General features: G+C 52.3%; 13 protein-coding genes. 9 read left to right on the top strand and 4 right to left on the bottom strand.

From position 1 onward, the window contains the following. Window positions 1–166 precede the first annotated feature (166 nt). The gene (gene mazG / locus BUB30_RS12290; RefSeq protein WP_073134041.1) at window positions 167–979 is read left to right on the top strand and encodes a nucleoside triphosphate pyrophosphohydrolase; all 813 of its coding nucleotides are present in this window, start codon (window positions 167–169) and stop codon (window positions 977–979) included. A 46-nt stretch (window positions 980–1,025) separates the two neighbouring features. On the opposite strand, the gene BUB30_RS12295 is transcribed toward mazG, so the two are convergent. Both BUB30_RS12295 and BUB30_RS12300 read right to left on the bottom strand, forming a co-directional pair. Further along, complete coding sequence (locus tag BUB30_RS12295; protein ID WP_073134043.1) at window positions 1,026–2,273, bottom strand: cation:proton antiporter; 1,248 nt, start codon at window positions 2,271–2,273, stop codon at window positions 1,026–1,028. Further along, window positions 2,266–3,123, bottom strand: coding sequence for a universal stress protein (locus BUB30_RS12300; protein ID WP_245804075.1), 858 nt, complete (start codon window positions 3,121–3,123; stop codon window positions 2,266–2,268). Before BUB30_RS12300 ends, BUB30_RS12295 begins: the two co-directional genes overlap by 8 nt. A gap of 260 nt (window positions 3,124–3,383) precedes the next feature. Between BUB30_RS12300 and BUB30_RS12305 the strand changes: the two genes are divergently transcribed. The 8 genes from BUB30_RS12305 (at window position 3,384) to BUB30_RS12340 (ending at window position 17,004) form a co-directional block, all read left to right on the top strand. Further along, window positions 3,384–4,661 carry a sensor histidine kinase gene (locus BUB30_RS12305; protein ID WP_073134045.1) on the top strand — a complete coding sequence of 426 codons (1,278 nt, stop codon included), beginning with the start codon at window positions 3,384–3,386 and terminating at the stop codon, window positions 4,659–4,661. 101 nt (window positions 4,662–4,762) lie between these two features. After that, a complete protein-coding gene (locus tag BUB30_RS12310; protein WP_073134047.1) occupies window positions 4,763–6,307 on the top strand; it encodes a glycine--tRNA ligase in 1,545 nt (514 codons plus the stop codon). Window positions 6,308–6,412: 105 nt separating this feature from the next. Continuing rightward, the gene (locus BUB30_RS12315; protein ID WP_073134049.1) at window positions 6,413–7,003 is read left to right on the top strand and encodes an LURP-one-related family protein; all 591 of its coding nucleotides are present in this window, start codon (window positions 6,413–6,415) and stop codon (window positions 7,001–7,003) included. 143 nt (window positions 7,004–7,146) lie between these two features. Continuing rightward, on the top strand, window positions 7,147–8,472 hold the full coding sequence (locus BUB30_RS12320; protein WP_073134051.1) for a deoxyguanosinetriphosphate triphosphohydrolase: 1,326 nt from the start codon (window positions 7,147–7,149) through the stop codon (window positions 8,470–8,472). 181 nt (window positions 8,473–8,653) lie between these two features. Further along, window positions 8,654–11,080 (top strand): efflux RND transporter permease subunit, encoded by a 2,427-nt coding sequence (locus BUB30_RS12325; RefSeq protein ID WP_073134053.1) that lies wholly within the window; start codon window positions 8,654–8,656, stop codon window positions 11,078–11,080. Between the two features lie 147 nt (window positions 11,081–11,227). Further along, on the top strand, window positions 11,228–14,656 hold the full coding sequence (gene ileS, locus BUB30_RS12330; protein WP_073134055.1) for an isoleucine--tRNA ligase: 3,429 nt from the start codon (window positions 11,228–11,230) through the stop codon (window positions 14,654–14,656). Window positions 14,657–14,704: 48 nt separating this feature from the next. Next, the gene (locus BUB30_RS12335; RefSeq protein WP_073134058.1) at window positions 14,705–15,400 is read left to right on the top strand and encodes a lipoprotein signal peptidase; all 696 of its coding nucleotides are present in this window, start codon (window positions 14,705–14,707) and stop codon (window positions 15,398–15,400) included. A gap of 158 nt (window positions 15,401–15,558) precedes the next feature. Beyond that, on the top strand, window positions 15,559–17,004 hold the full coding sequence (locus tag BUB30_RS12340) for an amino acid permease (protein ID WP_073134060.1): 1,446 nt from the start codon (window positions 15,559–15,561) through the stop codon (window positions 17,002–17,004). 93 nt (window positions 17,005–17,097) lie between these two features. Here the strand turns inward: BUB30_RS12340 and BUB30_RS12345 are convergent, their stop codons facing one another. Both BUB30_RS12345 and BUB30_RS12350 read right to left on the bottom strand, forming a co-directional pair. Next, a complete protein-coding gene (locus BUB30_RS12345) occupies window positions 17,098–17,784 on the bottom strand; it encodes a response regulator transcription factor (RefSeq protein WP_073135122.1) in 687 nt (228 codons plus the stop codon). A 19-nt stretch (window positions 17,785–17,803) separates the two neighbouring features. After that, on the bottom strand, window positions 17,804–19,069 hold the full coding sequence (locus BUB30_RS12350) for a sensor histidine kinase (protein WP_073134063.1): 1,266 nt from the start codon (window positions 19,067–19,069) through the stop codon (window positions 17,804–17,806). Between the last annotated feature and the right edge of the window lie 8 nt (window positions 19,070–19,077).

The following is a 19,077-nucleotide window of genomic DNA, read 5'->3' on the forward strand; positions in this document are numbered from 1 at the left end:
CTCCATGTTGCCCCACACAACAAAAAAAAACAATACCCATCGTCCCATGTGTTTTCACAAACAGCCCCATACCCACGAACCACCCCTATCCCCGCCACCCACCAAAAAAACACCATAGAACCCCGCCGCTTTTTTCTAATTTTAAACCCACAGGAAATTACTTACCATGAAACAAGTCCCCGCCACGCCCGACCCCAACCGTCCAGCCAAACTCGAAGCCTTCAACCGCCTGCTCACCATCATGGACGAGCTCCGCGAAAATTGCCCGTGGGACAAAAAACAAACCCTCGAAAGCCTGCGTCACCTCACCATCGAAGAGACCTATGAATTGTCTGACGCCATCCTGGAAAACGACCTCCCCGAAATAAAAAAGGAGCTGGGCGACCTCATGCTCCACAATGTCTTCTACGCGCGCATCGCCTCCGAACAAAAAGCCTTCGACATCGCCGACGTGCTCAACGCCATTTGCGACAAGCTCATCGAACGCCACCCCCACATCTATAGCGATGTGGTGGCCAACGACGAAGAGACCGTGAAATCCAACTGGGAAAAAATAAAGCTGAAGACCGGCAACAAATCGGTCTTGCAAGGCGTGCCCGGCTCACTCCCCGCGTTGGTCAAAGCCATCCGCATCCAGGACAAGGCCCGCGGTGTGGGCTTCGACTGGGAAAGAAAAGAGCAGGTGTGGGAGAAGGTAGAGGAAGAAATGCAGGAATTCAAAGCGGAGTTCAACGCCACGGCGCCCGAAGCCATCAACCACGAGAAAGCCATGGCCGAATTCGGGGATCTGCTTTTCTCGTTGGTGAACTATGCCCGCTTCATCAACATCGATCCGGAAGAAGCCCTGGAGCGCACCAATAAAAAATTCATCAAACGCTTTCAATATTTAGAGACCGAGTCGGCAAAAGACGGCAAGACGATGGGGGAAATGACGCTGGCCGAAATGGACGTTTACTGGAACAGGGCCAAGAATCTCTAAAATAAAATAGAAGCGACTTAGATTTCGATGTTGAAACTTGGGATGCTTAGCGCTCCCATTTCCGGGCCAGGCTCCATTTCATCAACGGTCCGCTCGTCATGCTGGTGATCAGCGCCATGATCACGAGCGACACGAACACCTTCTCGTTGATCAACCCATTCTCCAGGGCAATAAGCCCAAGAATAATTTCCATGGCCCCGCGTGCGTTCATCCCAAAGCCCGCCGCCAGCGACTCTTTCCAGGAGAAACCTCCCAGTCGCGTGCCCAGTCCGCTGCCCACAATTTTTCCCGTGAAGGCAATGGCTAAAATGATGAGGGTCAACCCCAGGTCGAAGTTCAAAAAGAAGTTCACCCGCAAGCCGATGGACACAAAGAACAACGGCGCAAAAATGTTATTGATGAACTGGTGCACGATCTCCTTGGCGCGTTCCGAAAAATGCTCGGAGTCTCCCAATGCCACGCCCATAATAAAAGAACCGAAGATGGCGTGAATGCCGATGTATTCCGTGAATGCCCCCGCCAAAAAGCACAGGGCCAGCGACACCGACAACACACCGCCCGGCCAGGCCATCTTTCTATTGATCCAGGGCAGCAGACGATTCAACAGGCCTCGCCCGATCGTGAGCATAAAGGCGGCAAACCCGATGGTCAATATAATGGTGTTGAACAGCGGCATGTGTTCGCCCGTTTTTTTGCCGATCAAACCCAGGAGCACCGAAAAAATAATCCACCCCACCAAATCATCGACCATGGCCGACGCCACCACGAGCAATCCCATTTTCGATTTGAACAAATTCAGGTCCATCAAAATGCGGACGATCACGGGCAAGGCGGTGATGGCCATGGCCGTGCCCATAAACAACGCGAAGGTTAGACGCCCGTTGGCATCGGCTATTCCAAAAAAGGTGGGAAAGAAATAGGGAAATATAAATCCGATCGAGAAGGGAATGATGAGTCCGAACAGACTGGTGGTAAGCGCCTGCCGGCCTTGCTGCACCACGATGTGAAGGTCCACTTCCAGGCCCGCGATAAACAACAACATGATCACGGCCACCTGCACAAAGCCGGTGAGCACAACCCCCGCAGCGGCGTTGTGCGGATACAGCGCCTCGAACCATTCGGGTTGAAGCATGCCCAGCACGGTGGGTCCCAGCAAAATGCCTGCGATGATCTCGCCGATCACAGCGGGTTGGTTGAGTTTGCGGAACACTTCCGCAAAAAGTCTTCCCATCACCAACATGATGCTGAGCTGCACCAACAAGTGCACCACATCGGCGTGTCCTAATTTACCCATGGCTGGCCTCCTTTCGTGGATTGACAATAAACAGATTGCACGGCAGGTCGGCAAAAATATACTCCTGGTCGTGAGTGAATACGCGGTCGAACAACGAGAATCTGCGTTGCGCTGCGCCCACCACCAACAGGTCGGCATGCTTGCGCTGTGCAAATTTTGAGAGTTCGAACCCCGACTTCCCGGCCACCAGTTTGATATTCACTTTCAAGCCGTCGTGCGGTATGCGTTGGAGGATCTTTTCAACATTTTCAATTTCTTCTCTCACCAGGCTCTGGCGGAGCGACTCATATTCGGTTTCCGAACATTGCTCGGTGGCCATCGTGAGGCCATACATTTTTATTTCGCGCACCACGTGCAGCCAGTGCGCCTTATCTTTTAACCCCACATTGCAGGCCAGACCCAGGGCTTGTTCCACAAACGGGTTGTCTTCGGCATTCACGACAATGTTCTTAAAAGCCTGCGGGGTCACGCTGGGTGTGGTGAACAAGAGCACGGAGCAATCCGCCTTTCTTAAGATCTGGCGGGCGATGGTGCCAAGATAAAACTGGACGAGGTTTTCTTTTTTTAATGCGCCCGCCACCAGCAGGTCGATGTTTTCTTTTTTGCAGGTGCTGAGAATGCGGTCGCCAGGCTTTCCTTTTTCCCAGAAAATTTTCACGCTGGCGTCGCCCAATAGCCCGGCAGTTTGCAGCAGGCTGTTCAGCTTGGCTTCTTCCTCCAGGCCGTGGTCGCCGACATGAATAAGGAGGAGTTCAGCATCCCACATGCGTTTAAGACGACCGGCCTCCGCCAACAACGCTTCCAGGCGTGGCGAAAAAGCAATGGCAAGTCCTATTTTACGGATGATCATGGGCGGTTCGAGCGTGGAAAGGTATTCATTTTATTTTATTCATGCGACCACCGAAAACCCCTGCCAGGGCCGAAAAGATATTCCTGGCGTCGTTTCAACCATCACAAATCCGCCGTTTCCGGCCGTTTTCATACGTTGGCTATTACGAAAACTTTATCATTTCCCTTAAAAATCTTGCATGCATACCGTGCCACTCACATTGCAAAAATGTCGTTTCATAGAAAATCCAACCTTTGCATCAATAAAACAACACTGTTGGTATGTCGGTGAGTAAACGTGTGCGGGATCTGATCATCGGGAAGGATAAGTATATAGAGTCGTATGGTGAGTTCAAGCAAGCCATGCTCTCCGGGCAATTTGCCATGATCGGCATCGTGATGTGTCTGCTCTATATGACGTTCGACCTTGCGGCCGGTGTCTATGAAACCGCTCCCATCTTTTTTGCAGCCATATTTTTCCTGGCACTTTCCATTGCCATTCACCGTCAAGGCGATCATTGTCTGGCCAATTACTTTTTGCTGCCCACCATCAATTTTACGGTATACATTTTTGCTTCGAGTGAGTCGCCCAATACGGGTGCGTTCATTTTCTTTATTGTGAATGCGCTAGCGGCCTTCGCCGTATTCAACTACAAACAGCGCCTGCTTTCTATCCTGTTTGCTGCGTTCACCTATGTTCTTTTTGTGCTGGCCTATTTTGTGGACTTCAGCATCTTGCCACCACGCAACTACGACGAAGACACCTTGTTGTTTTTCGTGGTGATCAACTTCACCCTGGCATTGCCCGGCGGGATGATGGCCGTGTACCTGCTCATCAGTCTCAATCACCACAACGCCATGCAATTGGTGGAGAACAACACGCTGCTCACCAAGACCAACGCCGAGCTCGATCGCTTTGTCTACAGTACGTCGCATGACCTTCGCGCGCCACTCACTTCGGTGATGGGGCTCATCAACATTACCGAGCGGGCCGAGAACAAGGAAGACGTAAAAAAATACCTGGCGATGATCAAAGACCGCATCCATTCGCTGGACCGGTTCATCAAGGACATCACCGACTACTCGCGCAACAACCGCCTGGAGATCCGTCGCGAAAACGTGAAGCTCGCCGACCTGGCCCAGGACGTGTGGGAAAGCCTGAAGTATCAGCCCGAGGCCGAACGGATCAACTTCCAGATCGAGATCCCGGACGATATCTACATCGAGTCCGACAAGGCCCGTTTGCAGGTGGTCATCAGCAACCTGATCTCCAACGCCGTGCGCTACCACGATATGCGCAAGCAGGAGCAATACATCCGCCTGAAATACCAGGTAAGCGGCCATGTGATCTCCATCAAGGTGGAAGACAATGGGCAGGGTATTTTGCCAGAATATCATTCAAAGATCTTCGAGATGTTCTTTCGTGCTAACGAACAGTCTAAAGGCTCCGGATTGGGACTGTATATTGTAAAGGAGGCATTGGTAAAGCTTTCCGGGTCGATCCAGTTGGAGTCTGTACCGGGGTTGGGCACTACTTTCACCGTCCGGCTGCCCCGGTAGGAACCGCCCGCCTTCTCTGCCACTGGCGGATTCGGCGGGCAATGTAAAAATCGACTTCCCCCACGCTGCCGAATCCCCGCGAATATTATCTTTGCCGTTCTATGGCAGCACAAGAAGACAATATTTTTAAAAACGTGATCTCCCACGCCAAGGAGTATGGTTTCATTTTCCCCTCCAGTGAAATTTACGACGGCCTCAGCGCAGTCTACGACTACGGGCAGAACGGGGCCGAGCTAAAGAACAACATCAAGGAATACTGGTGGAAGTTCATGACCCTGCTCCACGAAAACATCGTGGGCATCGACGCCGCCATCTTCATGCACCCCACCACCTGGAAAGCTTCCGGCCACGTAGACGCCTTTAGCGATCCCATGCTGGACAACAAAGACTCTAAGAAACGCTACCGCGCCGACGTGCTCATCGAAGACGCCATCGCCAAGATGGAAGAGAAGATCGAAAAGGAAGTGGAGAAAGCCGCTAAGCGCTTTGGTGAGTCGTTCGACAAAGAAAAGTTTGTCACCACCAACCCGCGCACGCTGGAATATCAAAAAAAGATCGACGACACCAATGCGCGCCTCAAAACCGCCACCAGCAATGCCGACATGGCCGCGATGAAGCAGATCATCATCGACCTCGACATCGCCGATCCTGTTTCGGGTACCAAGAACTGGACCGATGTGCGCCAGTTCAACCTCATGTTCTCCACCGAGATGGGTTCCGTGGCCGACGATGCCAACAAGATCTATCTTCGCCCCGAAACAGCACAAGGTATTTTTGTGAACTTCCTCAACGTGCAAAAGACCGGCCGGATGAAAATTCCGTTTGGCATTGCGCAAATCGGCAAGGCCTTCCGCAATGAAATTGTAGCCCGCCAGTTCATTTTCCGCATGCGGGAGTTTGAACAGATGGAGATGCAATTCTTTGTCAAGCCCGGTGAAGAAATGCAATGGTATGAATACTGGAAAGAAAAAAGAATGCGCTGGCACCAAACGCTTGGCCTGGGCGCCGAAAACTATCGCTTCCACGACCACCTCAACCTGGCTCACTACGCCAACGCAGCGTGCGACATCCAGTTCAATTTCCCGATCGGCTTCAAAGAGCTGGAAGGCATTCACTCGCGCACAGATTTCGATTTGAAAAATCACGAAAAGTACTCCGGTAAAAAACTGCAGTACTTCGATTCGGAAGAAAATCAGAGTTATATTCCTTATGTAGTTGAAACTTCGGTAGGCCTCGACCGCATGTTCCTCTCCATTCTGTCCAAGTCCTACACAGAAGAAAAACTGGAAGACGGAAGCGACCGCGTGGTTTTGAGAATTCCAGCCCCCCTTGCCCCGCACAAGGTGGCCGTTCTACCCCTGATGAAGAAGGATGGTTTACCCGAAAAAGCCATGGAGATCATGAATGAATTGAAATTCGATCTCAACTGTTTCTACGAAGAAAAAGATGCTATCGGCCGCCGTTACAGAAGACAGGATGCCATCGGCACACCCTATTGCGTCACGGTCGATCATCAAACGCTGGAAGACAACACCGTTACCATTCGCGACCGCGACACGATGAAGCAAGAGCGTGTAAAAATTTCGGATGTAAAAGCCCAATTGATCGATGCTTGTTCGATCAATAACTTGCTTAGAAAAATCTAATCCTATACGACAGGCCATCGTTTACCGATGGCCTGTTTCATTATAACTATTTCGCTACACCCCCTCCACCCTCCCCTTCGAACTTAACCAATCCCTCTATATTCTATGAACCCTGTATTGAACAGAGAGCTCTTCTTTGTGAAGGAGCACACTGGCATTTTCAAAGCGGCCAACAATTTCGACATCTACGATCCGGAGTCCAACCAGATCATCCTGGAATGTCGTGAAGAGAACCTTGGCTTTTTCACCAAGATGTTTCGTTTCACCGACTACAAGCGCATGACCCCATTCGACATCGAGATCCGCACGCCCGCAGGCGAAAAAGTGGTCTCGGTGCGCCGCGGCACGTCGTTCTTTATTTCCACCGTGGAAGTGCTGGACGAGAACGGCGCCCTGGTGGGCAAGTTCAAACAAAAGTTTTTCAGCATCGGCGGCAAGTTCGATGTGCTGGATGCCAACGACCAGGTGCTTTGCACGCTGAAGGGCAAATGGACGAGCTGGGACTTCAAATTCATTGCCGGCGACAACCGGGAATTTGCCTACGTCACCAAAAAATGGGCAGGCTTTGGCAAAGAGTTTTTCACCACGGCCGACAATTATGTGTTGCAGATCAAACCCGAAGTGCCCGCCAACCACCCGTTGCGCCAGCTCATTTTGGCGGCGGTGATGTGCATCGATTTTGTTTTGAAAGAATAACGATCCTGTCCATCCCAGGCCTGCGGTTTCTCGGGCTTTTGATGAGAAATAATATCTTTGTGCGGGCTATCGCGATCCAGGTTGCGGTTGCCCGCTGATTTTTATACCCGGTTCCAACGCAACAGCGATCAACATCGTCATTCATGATCTGGCATCAACTACTTTCCTCCCAACGCACAGGCCAAAAGCCGGTGGCCAACACCGAGCCCTCGCGCAGCGCGTTTGAGCAGGACTATGACCGCATCATTTTCTCGCACCCCTTCCGGCGGCTGCAAGACAAAACGCAGGTGCACCCGTTGCCCGAACACGACTTTGTGCACACACGCCTCACCCACAGCCTCGAAGTTTCCAGTGTAGGCCGGTCGTTGGGAAAACGCGTGGGCGAGATCATTCTGCAGCGTCACCCGGAATTGAAAGCGACGCATTCCCTTTTTGACTTTGGCGCCATCGTGGCCGCGGCATCGCTGGCACACGACCTGGGCAATCCTCCTTTTGGTCATGCCGGCGAGGATGCGCTCTCCGATTTTTTTATTCACCACCCGCAGGGACAATTCTTCAAAGACAAAGTGAGCGACGCCGAGTGGGGCGATCTCACCCGCTTTGAAGGAAACGCCCAGGGCTTCCGCATCCTTAACAAAAATCAATACGGTCTCAAGCTCACGTTTGCCACGCTGGGCGCGTTCACCAAATACCCTTGCCCGGCTTGGTTTCCGAAGCGCGACAAGACGCTGAGAAGCCAGAAGAAATTCGGGTTCTTCGAAAGCGAAAAAGAGATCTTCCGCGAAGTGGGCCAGGCCCTGGAGCTGATCCCCGCAGCCGACTGCGCTTTTGTGCGCCACCCGCTCGCGTTTCTCGTGGAAGCCGCCGACGATATTTGTTATAGCATCATCGACCTGGAAGACGGGTGTAGCCTTGGGCTGGTCAGTTATGAAGAAGCCCGGGCGTTGTTCGAGGGATTGATCACCAAAAACAAAACCAAGCTCGGCAAGCTGGACCACCTCCACAGCCTCCCCGAAAAGATCGGCTACCTGCGCGCCCTCGCCATCGGCGACCTGATGGACGAGTGCTCGTCGCTCTTCCTGGCCAACGAAGACGCTATACTGGCCGGCAAATTCGACCAGGCGCTGGCGGATCATTGTCCTTCGCGCGATGCCTTAAAAGAGATCATCAAAATTTCCATCGAGAAGATCTACCGCGCCCGCACCGTGGTGGAGATCGAGGCCGCAGGCCACGAGGTGTTGCCCGGACTTTTACAGGAATTCACCACCGCAGGCTGGTATTTGATGAACGGCACGAAGTCACGAAAATACCAAAACCTCCAACTCCTGCTCCCGGAGGATATCCGCAGTGATATTGAGCGCCAGCCTGGCCAGGTCTATGGCATGCTGCGGCTCATCACCGACTTTGTTTCCGGCATGACCGATAGGCATGCGTTATCCCTCTACCGCAAGATCAAAGGAATGGCCTAAAAAGGCTTTACATCCGGTTTTATTATTGACGGAAGCCCGGAAGCCTTTGCTCCAACGTTGCTCACTTGCCCGCCGAAGCTTCAGCGAAGGAGGGCCCCGCAAAAACCCCAAAAATCCTTAGCTTTGGACCGAAAATTGCGCCACCCCAAAGCGCATGCATTCTTAACCAGACGCGTTCATCATGTGGAATAAAGTTGCGGAAGCCATCATCAAAAACAGGCTATTACTGAGCATCATTATCGGCGCCATCACCCTTGTCATGGGCTACTATGCCTCCCGGGTAGAGATGAGCTACGAATTTGCCCGCACCGTTCCCCCCAACGACCCCGACCAGGTCTATCTCGACAACTTCAAAGCCCAGTTTGGCGAAGACGCCAACATCATTGCCGTGGGCATGAAAGACAGCGCCATCTACAAGCTCGACAATTTCAAAGCCTACAGCGATCTCATCAAAGACGTTAAGAAAATCAACGGCGTCACCAATGTGCTGGCGCTCCCCGTGCTGAAGATGATCCTGAAAGACACGGCCCAAGCCAAATTCTACCTCGCCGCGATTTTCAACGATACCATCGCATCACAAAAAGATCTCGACAGCCTGCTGATCCTGGCCTCCGAGCAAAAACTCTACGAAAGCCAATTGGTGAACACTTCCAACGGGGCCACCATGATGCTGGTGTCGGTAAAGAAAGAAGTGATGAACTCGATAAAGCGTGAAGCTTTGACGCAGTCGCTGCAGGATGCCGGGAAAAAATTTGAAGACAAAACACATATCCAGCTTCGCTATGCCGGTTTGCCGTTTATCCGTACCGTTGTGGCCAAAGCACTGAAACGCGAGATGAATATTTTCCTGCTCGCCTCGGCAATTGTTACGGGGCTGATCATGTTCGTGTTTTTCCGTTCATTCCGGGCCGTGCTGTTTTCCATGATCATCATCGGCATCCTGGTGGTGTGGACGTTGGGTACGCTGGCCATCTTCGCGTTCAAGATCACGTTGCTGAGCGGGCTGATCCCGCCCGTGATCGTGACCATCGGTGTGACGAATGCGATTTACCTGCTCAACAAATACCACCTGGAGTTTGCCCGTACAAAAGACAAAATGGAAGCCATCACCATCGTGGTGCGCAAAATGGGATTGGCGATGTTTCTTACCAATCTTACGGTAGCGATTGGCTTTCTTACGTTACTCTCCACCGACATCATTATCCTGCGCGAGTTCGGTATTGTGGCGGGTCTCAACATCCTGGCCTTGTTCTTTGTGAGCCTGGTCATGATCCCCAGCATTTTGTATTGGCTGCCCGTGCCATCCCCAAAACATTTGCGCCATCTCGACTTTAAAATCATGGGTGGCTTTTTAAAGGTGGTCGATGGTTGGGTACACACCAAAAGGGTGGCCATCTATGCCGTTTCCCTCACCGTGGCCCTGCTTTCACTCTATGGCATTTCAAAACTCCGGTCGGTGGCCTTCATGGTCGACGATGTGCCGGAACAAAGCCAGGTAAAGAGAGATCTGAAATTTTTTGAGAGCAACTTCAGCGGCATCATGCCCCTGGAGATCATGGTGGAATTCAAAACCAAAAAGAGAAGGCCCATCCTGGATGTGAAGAACCTGCAGAAGGTCGACGAGTTTGAGAACTTTCTGGATTCTATCCCAATGATGTCGCGCCCCATTTCCGTGCTCACGTTTGTGAAGGCGGCCAAGCAGGCCTTCTATAACAACAACCCTGCGAAATATACACTGCCCACGAAAGCGGAGGGTGGCTTCATCATGCGCTACATGAAAGGACAAACCGACAGCAGCGGGCTCTACAAATCGTTTGTCGACTCCACCTTCAGCAAGATGCGCATCTCGTGCCAGATCGCCGACATCGGCTCCACGCGATTGGACTCCCTGGTGCACCAGGTGATCGAACCGCGCATGAAAGCCACCTTTACCTCCACGGCCAAAGATTCGGTGATCACCACGATCACCGGCACGTCAAAGATCTTTATCAAGGGAAATAAATTTCTCGTCGCCAACCTGCAGGAGAGCTTGCTGCTGGCGTTCATCCTCATCACGCTGTCGATGGCCATCCTGTTTGCCAATGTGCGCATGATCATCATCTCACTCATCCCCAACCTGCTGGCCTTGCTCATCACGGCGGGATTGATGGGCTTCTTTCATATTCCCCTCAAAGCCAGCACAGCCCTGATCTTCAGCATCACCTTTGGTATTTCCGTGGACAACTCCATCCGTTTCCTGGCCAAATACCGGCAGGAAATTCTGGCTAACAATTTCTTTATCGCCAAGGCGGTGAGCGATAGCATCCTGGAAACCGGCAAAAGCATCATGTACACCTCGGTCGTGCTCTTCGCCGGGTTTATCATTTTTGCCTTCTCATCGTTTGGCGGAACGATTGCGCTGGGAATTCTTACCTCTGTGACGCTGGTGATCTCCATGTTCACCAACCTGATCCTGCTCCCCGCGCTGATCATGACCTTCGACAAGCCAAAACGCCGCAAGGGCGACCTGATCGAGGACTTCGATTCCAGCTTCTATGGCGAGCATGAGGACGAGGAGATCGACCTCAGCAAGATCAAGATCCACAACCGGCATTCGGCGGCAGAATAGGTGCACTTCAGGGCAAAAATTTGCCTTCCCCAGCCCCTAAAAAAGCCCGGGACCGCACAGGTTTTTGTCTGTGGACTGTTTACTAAAAACAAATATCTTTGCGGGCTATAAAAAGCAGAAAACCTCAATTTTACCGTATTTATCAGAATGGCCGGCCCTTACAAGGAATATAAAGCGTTGAATTTTGCCCAGGTGGCAGCAGAAGTCCTCGATTTCTGGAAAAAAGAAAAGATTTTCGAGAAATCGGTCAGCAACCGCGAAGGGGCTCCCTCTTTCACGTTTTATGAAGGCCCGCCGTCGGCCAACGGCACGCCCGGCATTCACCACGTGATGGCCCGCACCGTAAAAGACATTTTCTGCCGCTACAAGACCCTGCAAGGTTTCCAGGTGAAGCGCAAAGGCGGCTGGGACACACACGGGTTACCCGTGGAGCTCCAGGTGGAAAAACAACTGGGCATCACCAAAGACGACATCGGCCGCAAGATCTCCATCGAAGATTATAACAAGAAGTGCCGCGAAACGGTGATGATGTATAAGGACCAGTGGGACGACCTCACCCTGAAAATGGGCTATTGGGTCGACCTTGATCATCCCTACATCACCTACGAAAGAGAATACATCGAATCGCTGTGGTGGATCCTGAAGCAGTTCTACAACAAGGGCCTGCTCTACAAAGGCTACACCATTCAGCCCTACTCCCCTTCCGACGGAACCGGTCTCAGCTCGCACGAGCTCAACCAGCCCGGCTGCTACAAGGAAGTGAAAGACACTTCGATCGTGGCCCAGTTCACCCTGAAGGCCGATAGCGCATCCGAATTTTTGCGCAAGGCCACCACACGCGAAGTGTCGCTATTGGCGTGGACGACCACCCCGTGGACATTGCCTTCGAACACCGCGCTGGTAGTCGGAGAAAAGATCCGCTATGTTCAAGTGGATACGTTCAACCCTTACACGTTCAAACCTGTGAGCGTGGTGTTGGCCAAAGATCTGCTGGGCAAATATTTTCCGGAGAAGAACAAAGACCTGTCGCTCGACGCGTATAAGTCAGGCGATAAAGCGATCCCCTACAAAGTGGTGCAGGAATTTGCCGGCGCGCAGTTGGTGGGTCTCGCCTACGATCAACTCATGCCGTATGTGCAACCGCTGTATGATGCCAATAAGGCGTTCAAAGTGGTTGCCGGTGATTTTGTTACTACGGAAGATGGTACGGGTATCGTGCACTCCTCGCCTACGTTTGGTGCGGACGACTTCCGTGTTTCAAAACAAAACGGCATTCCTCCCCTGACCGTGAAAGACGAAGGTGGCAACGAGGTGCCCACGGTAGATAAAAAAGGAAAATTCATTTCGGTGATCGGCGAAAGGCTGAAGGAAGGTGTGGCGAAATATCACATCAAGACCCACAAGCCCCTCGGTGTCGATGACTTTTATGTGAAAAACTATACCGATGAAGATGAGACGAACCCCGACTACAAAACCACGGACGTCATCATCTCCATCATCCTGAAAGAAGAGAACAAAGCTTTCAAGGTAGAGAAATACGAACACACCTATCCGCACTCGTGGCGCACAGACAAGCCCGTGTTGTATTATCCCCTGGATGCCTGGTTCATCAAGACCACTGCGCTGAAAGACCGCATGGTGGAGTTGAACAAGACCATCAACTGGAAACCCGAATCCACGGGAACAGGTCGTTTTGGCAACTGGCTGGAAAACCTGGTGGACTGGAACCTGTCACGGTCGCGCTACTGGGGCACACCGCTGCCCATCTGGCGCACGAAAGACAACAAGGAAGAAATTTGCATCGGCTCGCTCGAAGAATTAAATCAAGAAGTAGCCAAGGCGGTGAAAGCAGGCTTGATGAAAGCCGAGCTGCCAAAAGATTTCGATCTCCACCGTCCCTATGTTGACGATGTGGTGTTGGTGAGCTCTTCAGGTCAGCCGATGTATCGCGAGGCCGATCTCATCGACGTGTGGTTCGACTCGGGCGCCATGCCCTATGCGCAATGGCACTATCCTTTTGAGAACAAAGACATCTTTGATAAAAACTATCCCGCCGATTTCATCGCCGAGGGCGTGGACCAAACCCGCGGCTGGTTCTTTACTTTGCACGCCATCGCCGTGATGTTATGCGATAGCGTCGCTTTCAAAAATGTGATCTCCAACGGCCTGGTGCTCGACAAGAATGGCAACAAAATGTCGAAGCGCAAAGGCAATGTGGTGAACCCCTTCGAGGCGCTGGCCCAATACGGTCCCGACCTCGTCCGCTGGTACATGATCGAGAACGCGCCGCCGTGGGACAACCTCAAGTTCGACTTCGAGGGCATCGTGGAAGTGCAGCGCCGTTTCTTTGGCACGTTGCAGAACACGTATTCCTTCTTCGCGCTGTATGCCAACATCGACGGATTTGAAAAAGAAGAACTGAACAATGTTCCTTACGACCAGTTGAATCACCTGGATCGTTGGATCATTTCCAAGCTGCAATCGCTCATCATCGAAGTGACCAAGGCCTACGACGAATACGAGCCCACCCGCGCGGCCCGCGCCATCCAGGAGTTTGTGAACGATCACCTCTCCAACTGGTATGTGCGCCTGAACCGGAAGCGCTTCTGGAAAGGGGAAATGTCGACCGACAAAAAGGCGGCCTACGAAACGCTATACGAATGCCTTACGGTGACCGCGCAGCTCATGGCGCCGATCGCACCGTTCTATGCCGAGTGGTTATATAAAAACCTGACCGACAGCATCCGCGACCGCGCCATCGCCTCGCATTCGCCGTTCCGCCATATCTCTGCCCACCTGACCGACCTGACCCAGGCCGTTCCCAGCCGCATAGATGCTGCGTTGGAGAAATCCATGGACTATGCGCAGCGCATTTGTTCGCTGGTGCACTCCATCCGCAAGAACAGCAAGATCAAAGTGCGAACCCCGCTGGAAAAAATCCTCCTGCCCGCGTTGGACGAATCGTTTGCCGCCCGCATCAAGTCGGTAGAGGAGATCATCCTGGCCGAGGTGAACGTGAAATACATCCAGTATATCGACGACACGTCCGGTGTGTTGGTGAAGAAGGTGAAACCCAACTTTGCCAAACTGGGTAAACAATATGGTCCCAAGATGAAGGATGTTGCCGCCGTGGTGAACACCTTCACCAAAGAAGACATTCAGCAGATCGAACGCAAAGGCACGCTTTCCAAGGGTGGCTACGACCTCGTGCTGGAAGACGTGCTCGTCACTTCTGAGGACATCCCCGGCTGGGCAGTGGCCACGGAGAACGAGCTCACCGTTGCGCTCGACATCACCATCACCGAAGAATTAAAGAAGGAAGGCATCGCCCGCGATTTCGTGAACCGCATCCAAAACCTGCGCAAAGAAACAGGCCTGGAAGTGCTCGACAAGATCACCATCGAAGTGCAACCCTCCGACGACGCCATAAATGCCGCGCTGAAAGACTTCAGCAGCTACATACAAACCGAAACCCAGGCCACGACCCTCGACATCAAACCTTCCGTAGTCGATGCCGTTGACGTGGACATGGACGATGTGGTACTGAAAGTGAAAATTAAAGTAAACAACAACTAACGGAACACCCCCGCGCATGGCCGTCAACGCGGGAACACAACGCTGATCATGAAGATTTACAAATATTTCCTGCTTGCCCTGGCTGTTATCCTCGTGGACCAAACCTCAAAATTGTTGGTCCATAACCTGATGTACCTGCACCAGGAGATCACGGTGATCGGCAACGAGCAGTACGGGTTCAAACTACATTACTTGCTTAACCCGGGTATGGCCTTCGGCATCCGCTGGCACAACGAGTTTGGCAAATTGGCCTTGACGGTTTTCCGCATTGCAGCCATGGGTGGCATTGGCTACTATTTGGTGAAGATGGCCAAGCGGGGATCGAGCGAAGGCTTTCTTTGGTGCATGGCGTTGATCCTGGGCGGGGCTGTGGGCAACGTGATCGACAGCACGTTCTATGGCGTGTTCCTCAACAACCACCCCGCAAACTCGCCTACGCCCTGGTTTCATGGGCAGGTGATCGATATGTTGTTCTTCCCCTTGTTCGACTATACGTGGCCCACTTGGGTGCCCTATGTTGGGGGAGATTATTTTCTTTTCTTCAGCCCGGTGTTCAACATCGCCGACTCTTCCATTTTCATCGGGGTGGTGATCATCCTCATTTTCCAGCGCCGGTATTTTGGTGAGCGCTTCCATGGCGAATCCCTGGAAACACACCCGGAGCCAGCAGCTGCCATCCCGCCCGTGAACGAGGAGCCCCCTCAGGAAACCGTGGAGAAACCCACGGATTCGCCACAGGTCTGAAATTCGCCCGAATTCATTTTTCTGTTCTTTTTTTTCGATGGCTGCCTTTCGGTTGCGGAAGAATTTTATTCCGTGAAAACTAATAAGCGTTAGCCAAATACATTATTCTTCTTACTTTTAGGCACTTAAAATTTCACCTAACCTTAAGAAGAATAACAATGAGTTTGTTTATCAAAAAGCCTTTAGCACAGCTCATGCAGACGGGCGACTCCGAAAAGGGCCTGAAGCGCACCCTGGGCGCGGGCAACCTGATCGCCCTGGGCATTGGCGCCATTATCGGTGCCGGTTTATTTGTGCGAACGGCCGCGGCGGCAGGCGAAGCTGCCGGTCCTGCAGTAGTGATTTCCTTTATTGTGGCAGCCGTGGGTTGTGCCTTTGCCGGCCTGTGCTATGCCGAATTTGCTTCCATGATCCCCGTGGCCGGAAGCGCCTACACCTATGCGTATGTGACCATGGGCGAATTCATCGCCTGGATCATCGGCTGGGCCCTGGTGCTGGAATATGCGCTGGCAGCCGCCACCGTGTCCATTGCATGGAGCGAATACCTCAACAATCTTCTAGGGGGGACCATACCGTATCAATGGTGCCATTCGCCGATGGAGCAATCGGTCGACGGTGTTTCCGGTATCATCAATTTGCCGGCATTGCTGATCCTCCTCATCCTCACCCTGATCCTCATCAAAGGCACAAAAGAATCGGCGATGGTCAATGCCATCATTGTGTTTGTGAAAGTGTCTATTGTCTTGATCTTTATTGCCCTGGGCTGGCAGTTCATCAACCCCGATAACTACACGCCGTTCCTCATTCCCGAGAACGCACCGGGCCACGAAGCTTTCAACCGTCATGGTTGGGGCGGTGTGCTGGGAGGTTCGGCTATTGTGTTTTTTGCTTTCATTGGTTTCGACGCTGTTTCTACGGCTGCACAGGAAGCGAAAAATCCGAAGCGCGATATGCCTATCGGTATTTTGGGTTCACTCATCGTTTGTACGCTGTTGTATATTCTCTTCTCGCGCGTGCTGACGGGCATTGCCAACTGGGAAGAGTTCAAGACCGTGGGCAAGGAAGCGTCGGTGGCCTATGCCATTCAACACTACATGCCCGGCTATGGCTGGCTGGCAACGTTGATCTCCGTGGCGATCCTTGCCGGATTTTCTTCTGTGATCCTGGTGATGTTGATGGGGCAATCCCGTGTATTCTATTCGATGGCCAACGACGGGCTAATCCCCAAAGTGTTTGCCGAAGTGCATCCTAAATTCAGAACACCATACAAATCCAACATGATCTTGTTTGTATTTGTAGGTCTGTTCGCCGCATTCGTCCCCGGCAAAGTGGCTGGTGACTTAACGAGTATTGGAACTTTGTTCGCGTTCGTGATGGTATGCGCTGGTGTCTGGGTAATGCGTAGAAAAAATCCGGAGGCTGTGCGCCCGTTCACAACGCCCCTGGTACCGCTCGTTCCGATTCTGGGCATTCTTATTTGCTCGGCAATGATCTTCTCCCTCCCGCAGGAAACCTTATTAGCTGCAGGCGGTTGGATGATCCTCGGGTTGGTCATTTACTTCTCCTACAGTAGAGGGAACAGCAATTTGAGAAAGCTTCAATAAGCATTTGCTTCAATAGAAAAAGCCCACCGTCTTCAACAGGCGGTGGGCTTTTTTATTTTGATGTGGTAGGTATTGAAAACAAATCTTCCAGGACTAGGCTTCCAGCTTGAATCCCACACCGTGATAGTTCACGATTTGTACACTGGGATCGTCTTTCAAATATTTCCGGAGTTTTGAAATGAACACGTCGAGGCTGCGGCCCATAAAATAGTCGTCGTCGCCCCACACTTGCTTCAGGATCTCTTCGCGCTTGAGCACGCGCTCGCGGTTGAGGTAGAGGAGCCGGAGCACGTCGGCTTCTTTTTGGGTGAGTGTCTTTTCGGTTTTGTGATTTTTGAGCGTGAGGTTCGAAAAATCGAATTCAAAGTTGCCCAGGAAAAATCGTTTCTCGTCGCTGCCCGGCTGCACAGCACCACGGCGCATGAACACTTCGATGCGGCAAAGCAACTCCTCGAGGCTGAACGGCTTGGTGATGTAGTCGTCGGCGCCGGCCTGGAAGCCTTCCAACTTATCGTCCATCATCGACTTGGCGGTGAGGAAGAGGATGGGGATGCTTTTATTTTTTTCGCGCACGCTGCGGGCCAGCGAGAACCCATCCTTGCGCGGAAGCATGACATCAAAAATGCAAAGGTTGTAAGGATGTTCGAAGAAGCTGCGTTCACCCTCTTCGCCGTCTTTGCACAAGGTGACGTCGTAGCCCTTGATGCTCAGGTTGTCTTTGATGACAAAACCGAGGTTGGGGTCGTCTTCCACGAGTAATATTTTTTTGCTATCGCTCATCCGGTTGTGTTTTTTCTGCTCAGGCAAACGGCAGGTAGATCTTGAATATGCTTCCGCTACCCAACTCGCTCTGCAGCGACACGCCGCCTTTGTGGGCTTCCACCACGGTCTTCACATAGCTCAACCCCAGTCCAAAGCCTTTCACGTCGTGTACGTTGCCGGTGGGCACGCGATAGAATTTCTGGAAGACGCGCTTTTGATTTTCGGGGCCGATGCCAATACCGTTGTCGTGCACTTCCACCAGCAGGCCGCGGGCATCGTTGGTGGTGCGGATCAGTATTTTTGGGATGGTCTTGCAATACTTGATGGCGTTGTCGACCAAATTATTGAACACGTTGGTGAGGTGAAGTTTGTCGCCTTCCATTTCGTGTTGGCGGGCGTTGAACTCAAAGGCCACGCAGCCCTCGCGCTCCTGCAACGGCAACGCTGAGTGCCGGATGGAGTCTTCGATGAGGTTGTGCACGTCCACGCGCTCTTTGCGCAAACCGATGTCTTCTTTATCGAGGCGGGCCATTTGCAGCACGCGCTCCACTTGTTGTTTCAGGCGGAGGTTCTCCTTTTCGATGATGGTAGTGTAGTTCAACAGGCGCTCGGGCTGGTGCACGATCCCCGGATCTTTCAACACTTCCGTGGACACGGCGATGGTGGCGATCGGCGTCTTAAATTCGTGCGTCATGTTGTTGATGAAGTCTTTCTGAATTTCGGAAAGCCTTTTCTGTTTCAGGATCACGAACAAGGTGTAGGAAAAGAACACGATCACCAGCAATAATACCACCGACGAGAATGACCAGATGCCCATTTGGTTTGTGATGTGTGCGGCGCGGTTCGGGAACTGGACGCCAAAGTGATAGCCTTCGTTGGCCCACTGCGGCAGTCTTTTACTGGTTATTTTTTCTTTTGCCGTCTGCATGGGAACATAGTCGCCATAGACCATGCGTTCGCTGTGGCAATCGTAGACACCATATTCAAAGTCGGCCACGATGCCGCGTTTTTCAAATTCATTGCGCAGCAAAAATTCCAAAATGCCCGCATCGATCTCGCTGTTCACCATCACCACAAAATAGTTGGTCGACAGTTGCTTCACGGGGTTGTTGGCCGGCGATGGGGTCTTGTTCATCTCATAGATCCGCTGCGCCACATTGTAGAGGGCGGTGTTCACGGTGCGCTCAAATTCGGCCTCCTTCAAATCGAAGGCGCGGCGCACCCAATAGATCTGCGTGATGGTGATGCCCACGATGCAGAGCGCTGCCAGGATGACGACCAGACGGATGGTTGAACTTTTCACATGCTAAA

It is taken from the genome of Chryseolinea serpens (genome assembly GCF_900129725.1).
In the GTDB taxonomy this organism is placed as follows: Bacteria; Bacteroidota; Bacteroidia; order Cytophagales; family Cyclobacteriaceae; genus Chryseolinea; species Chryseolinea serpens.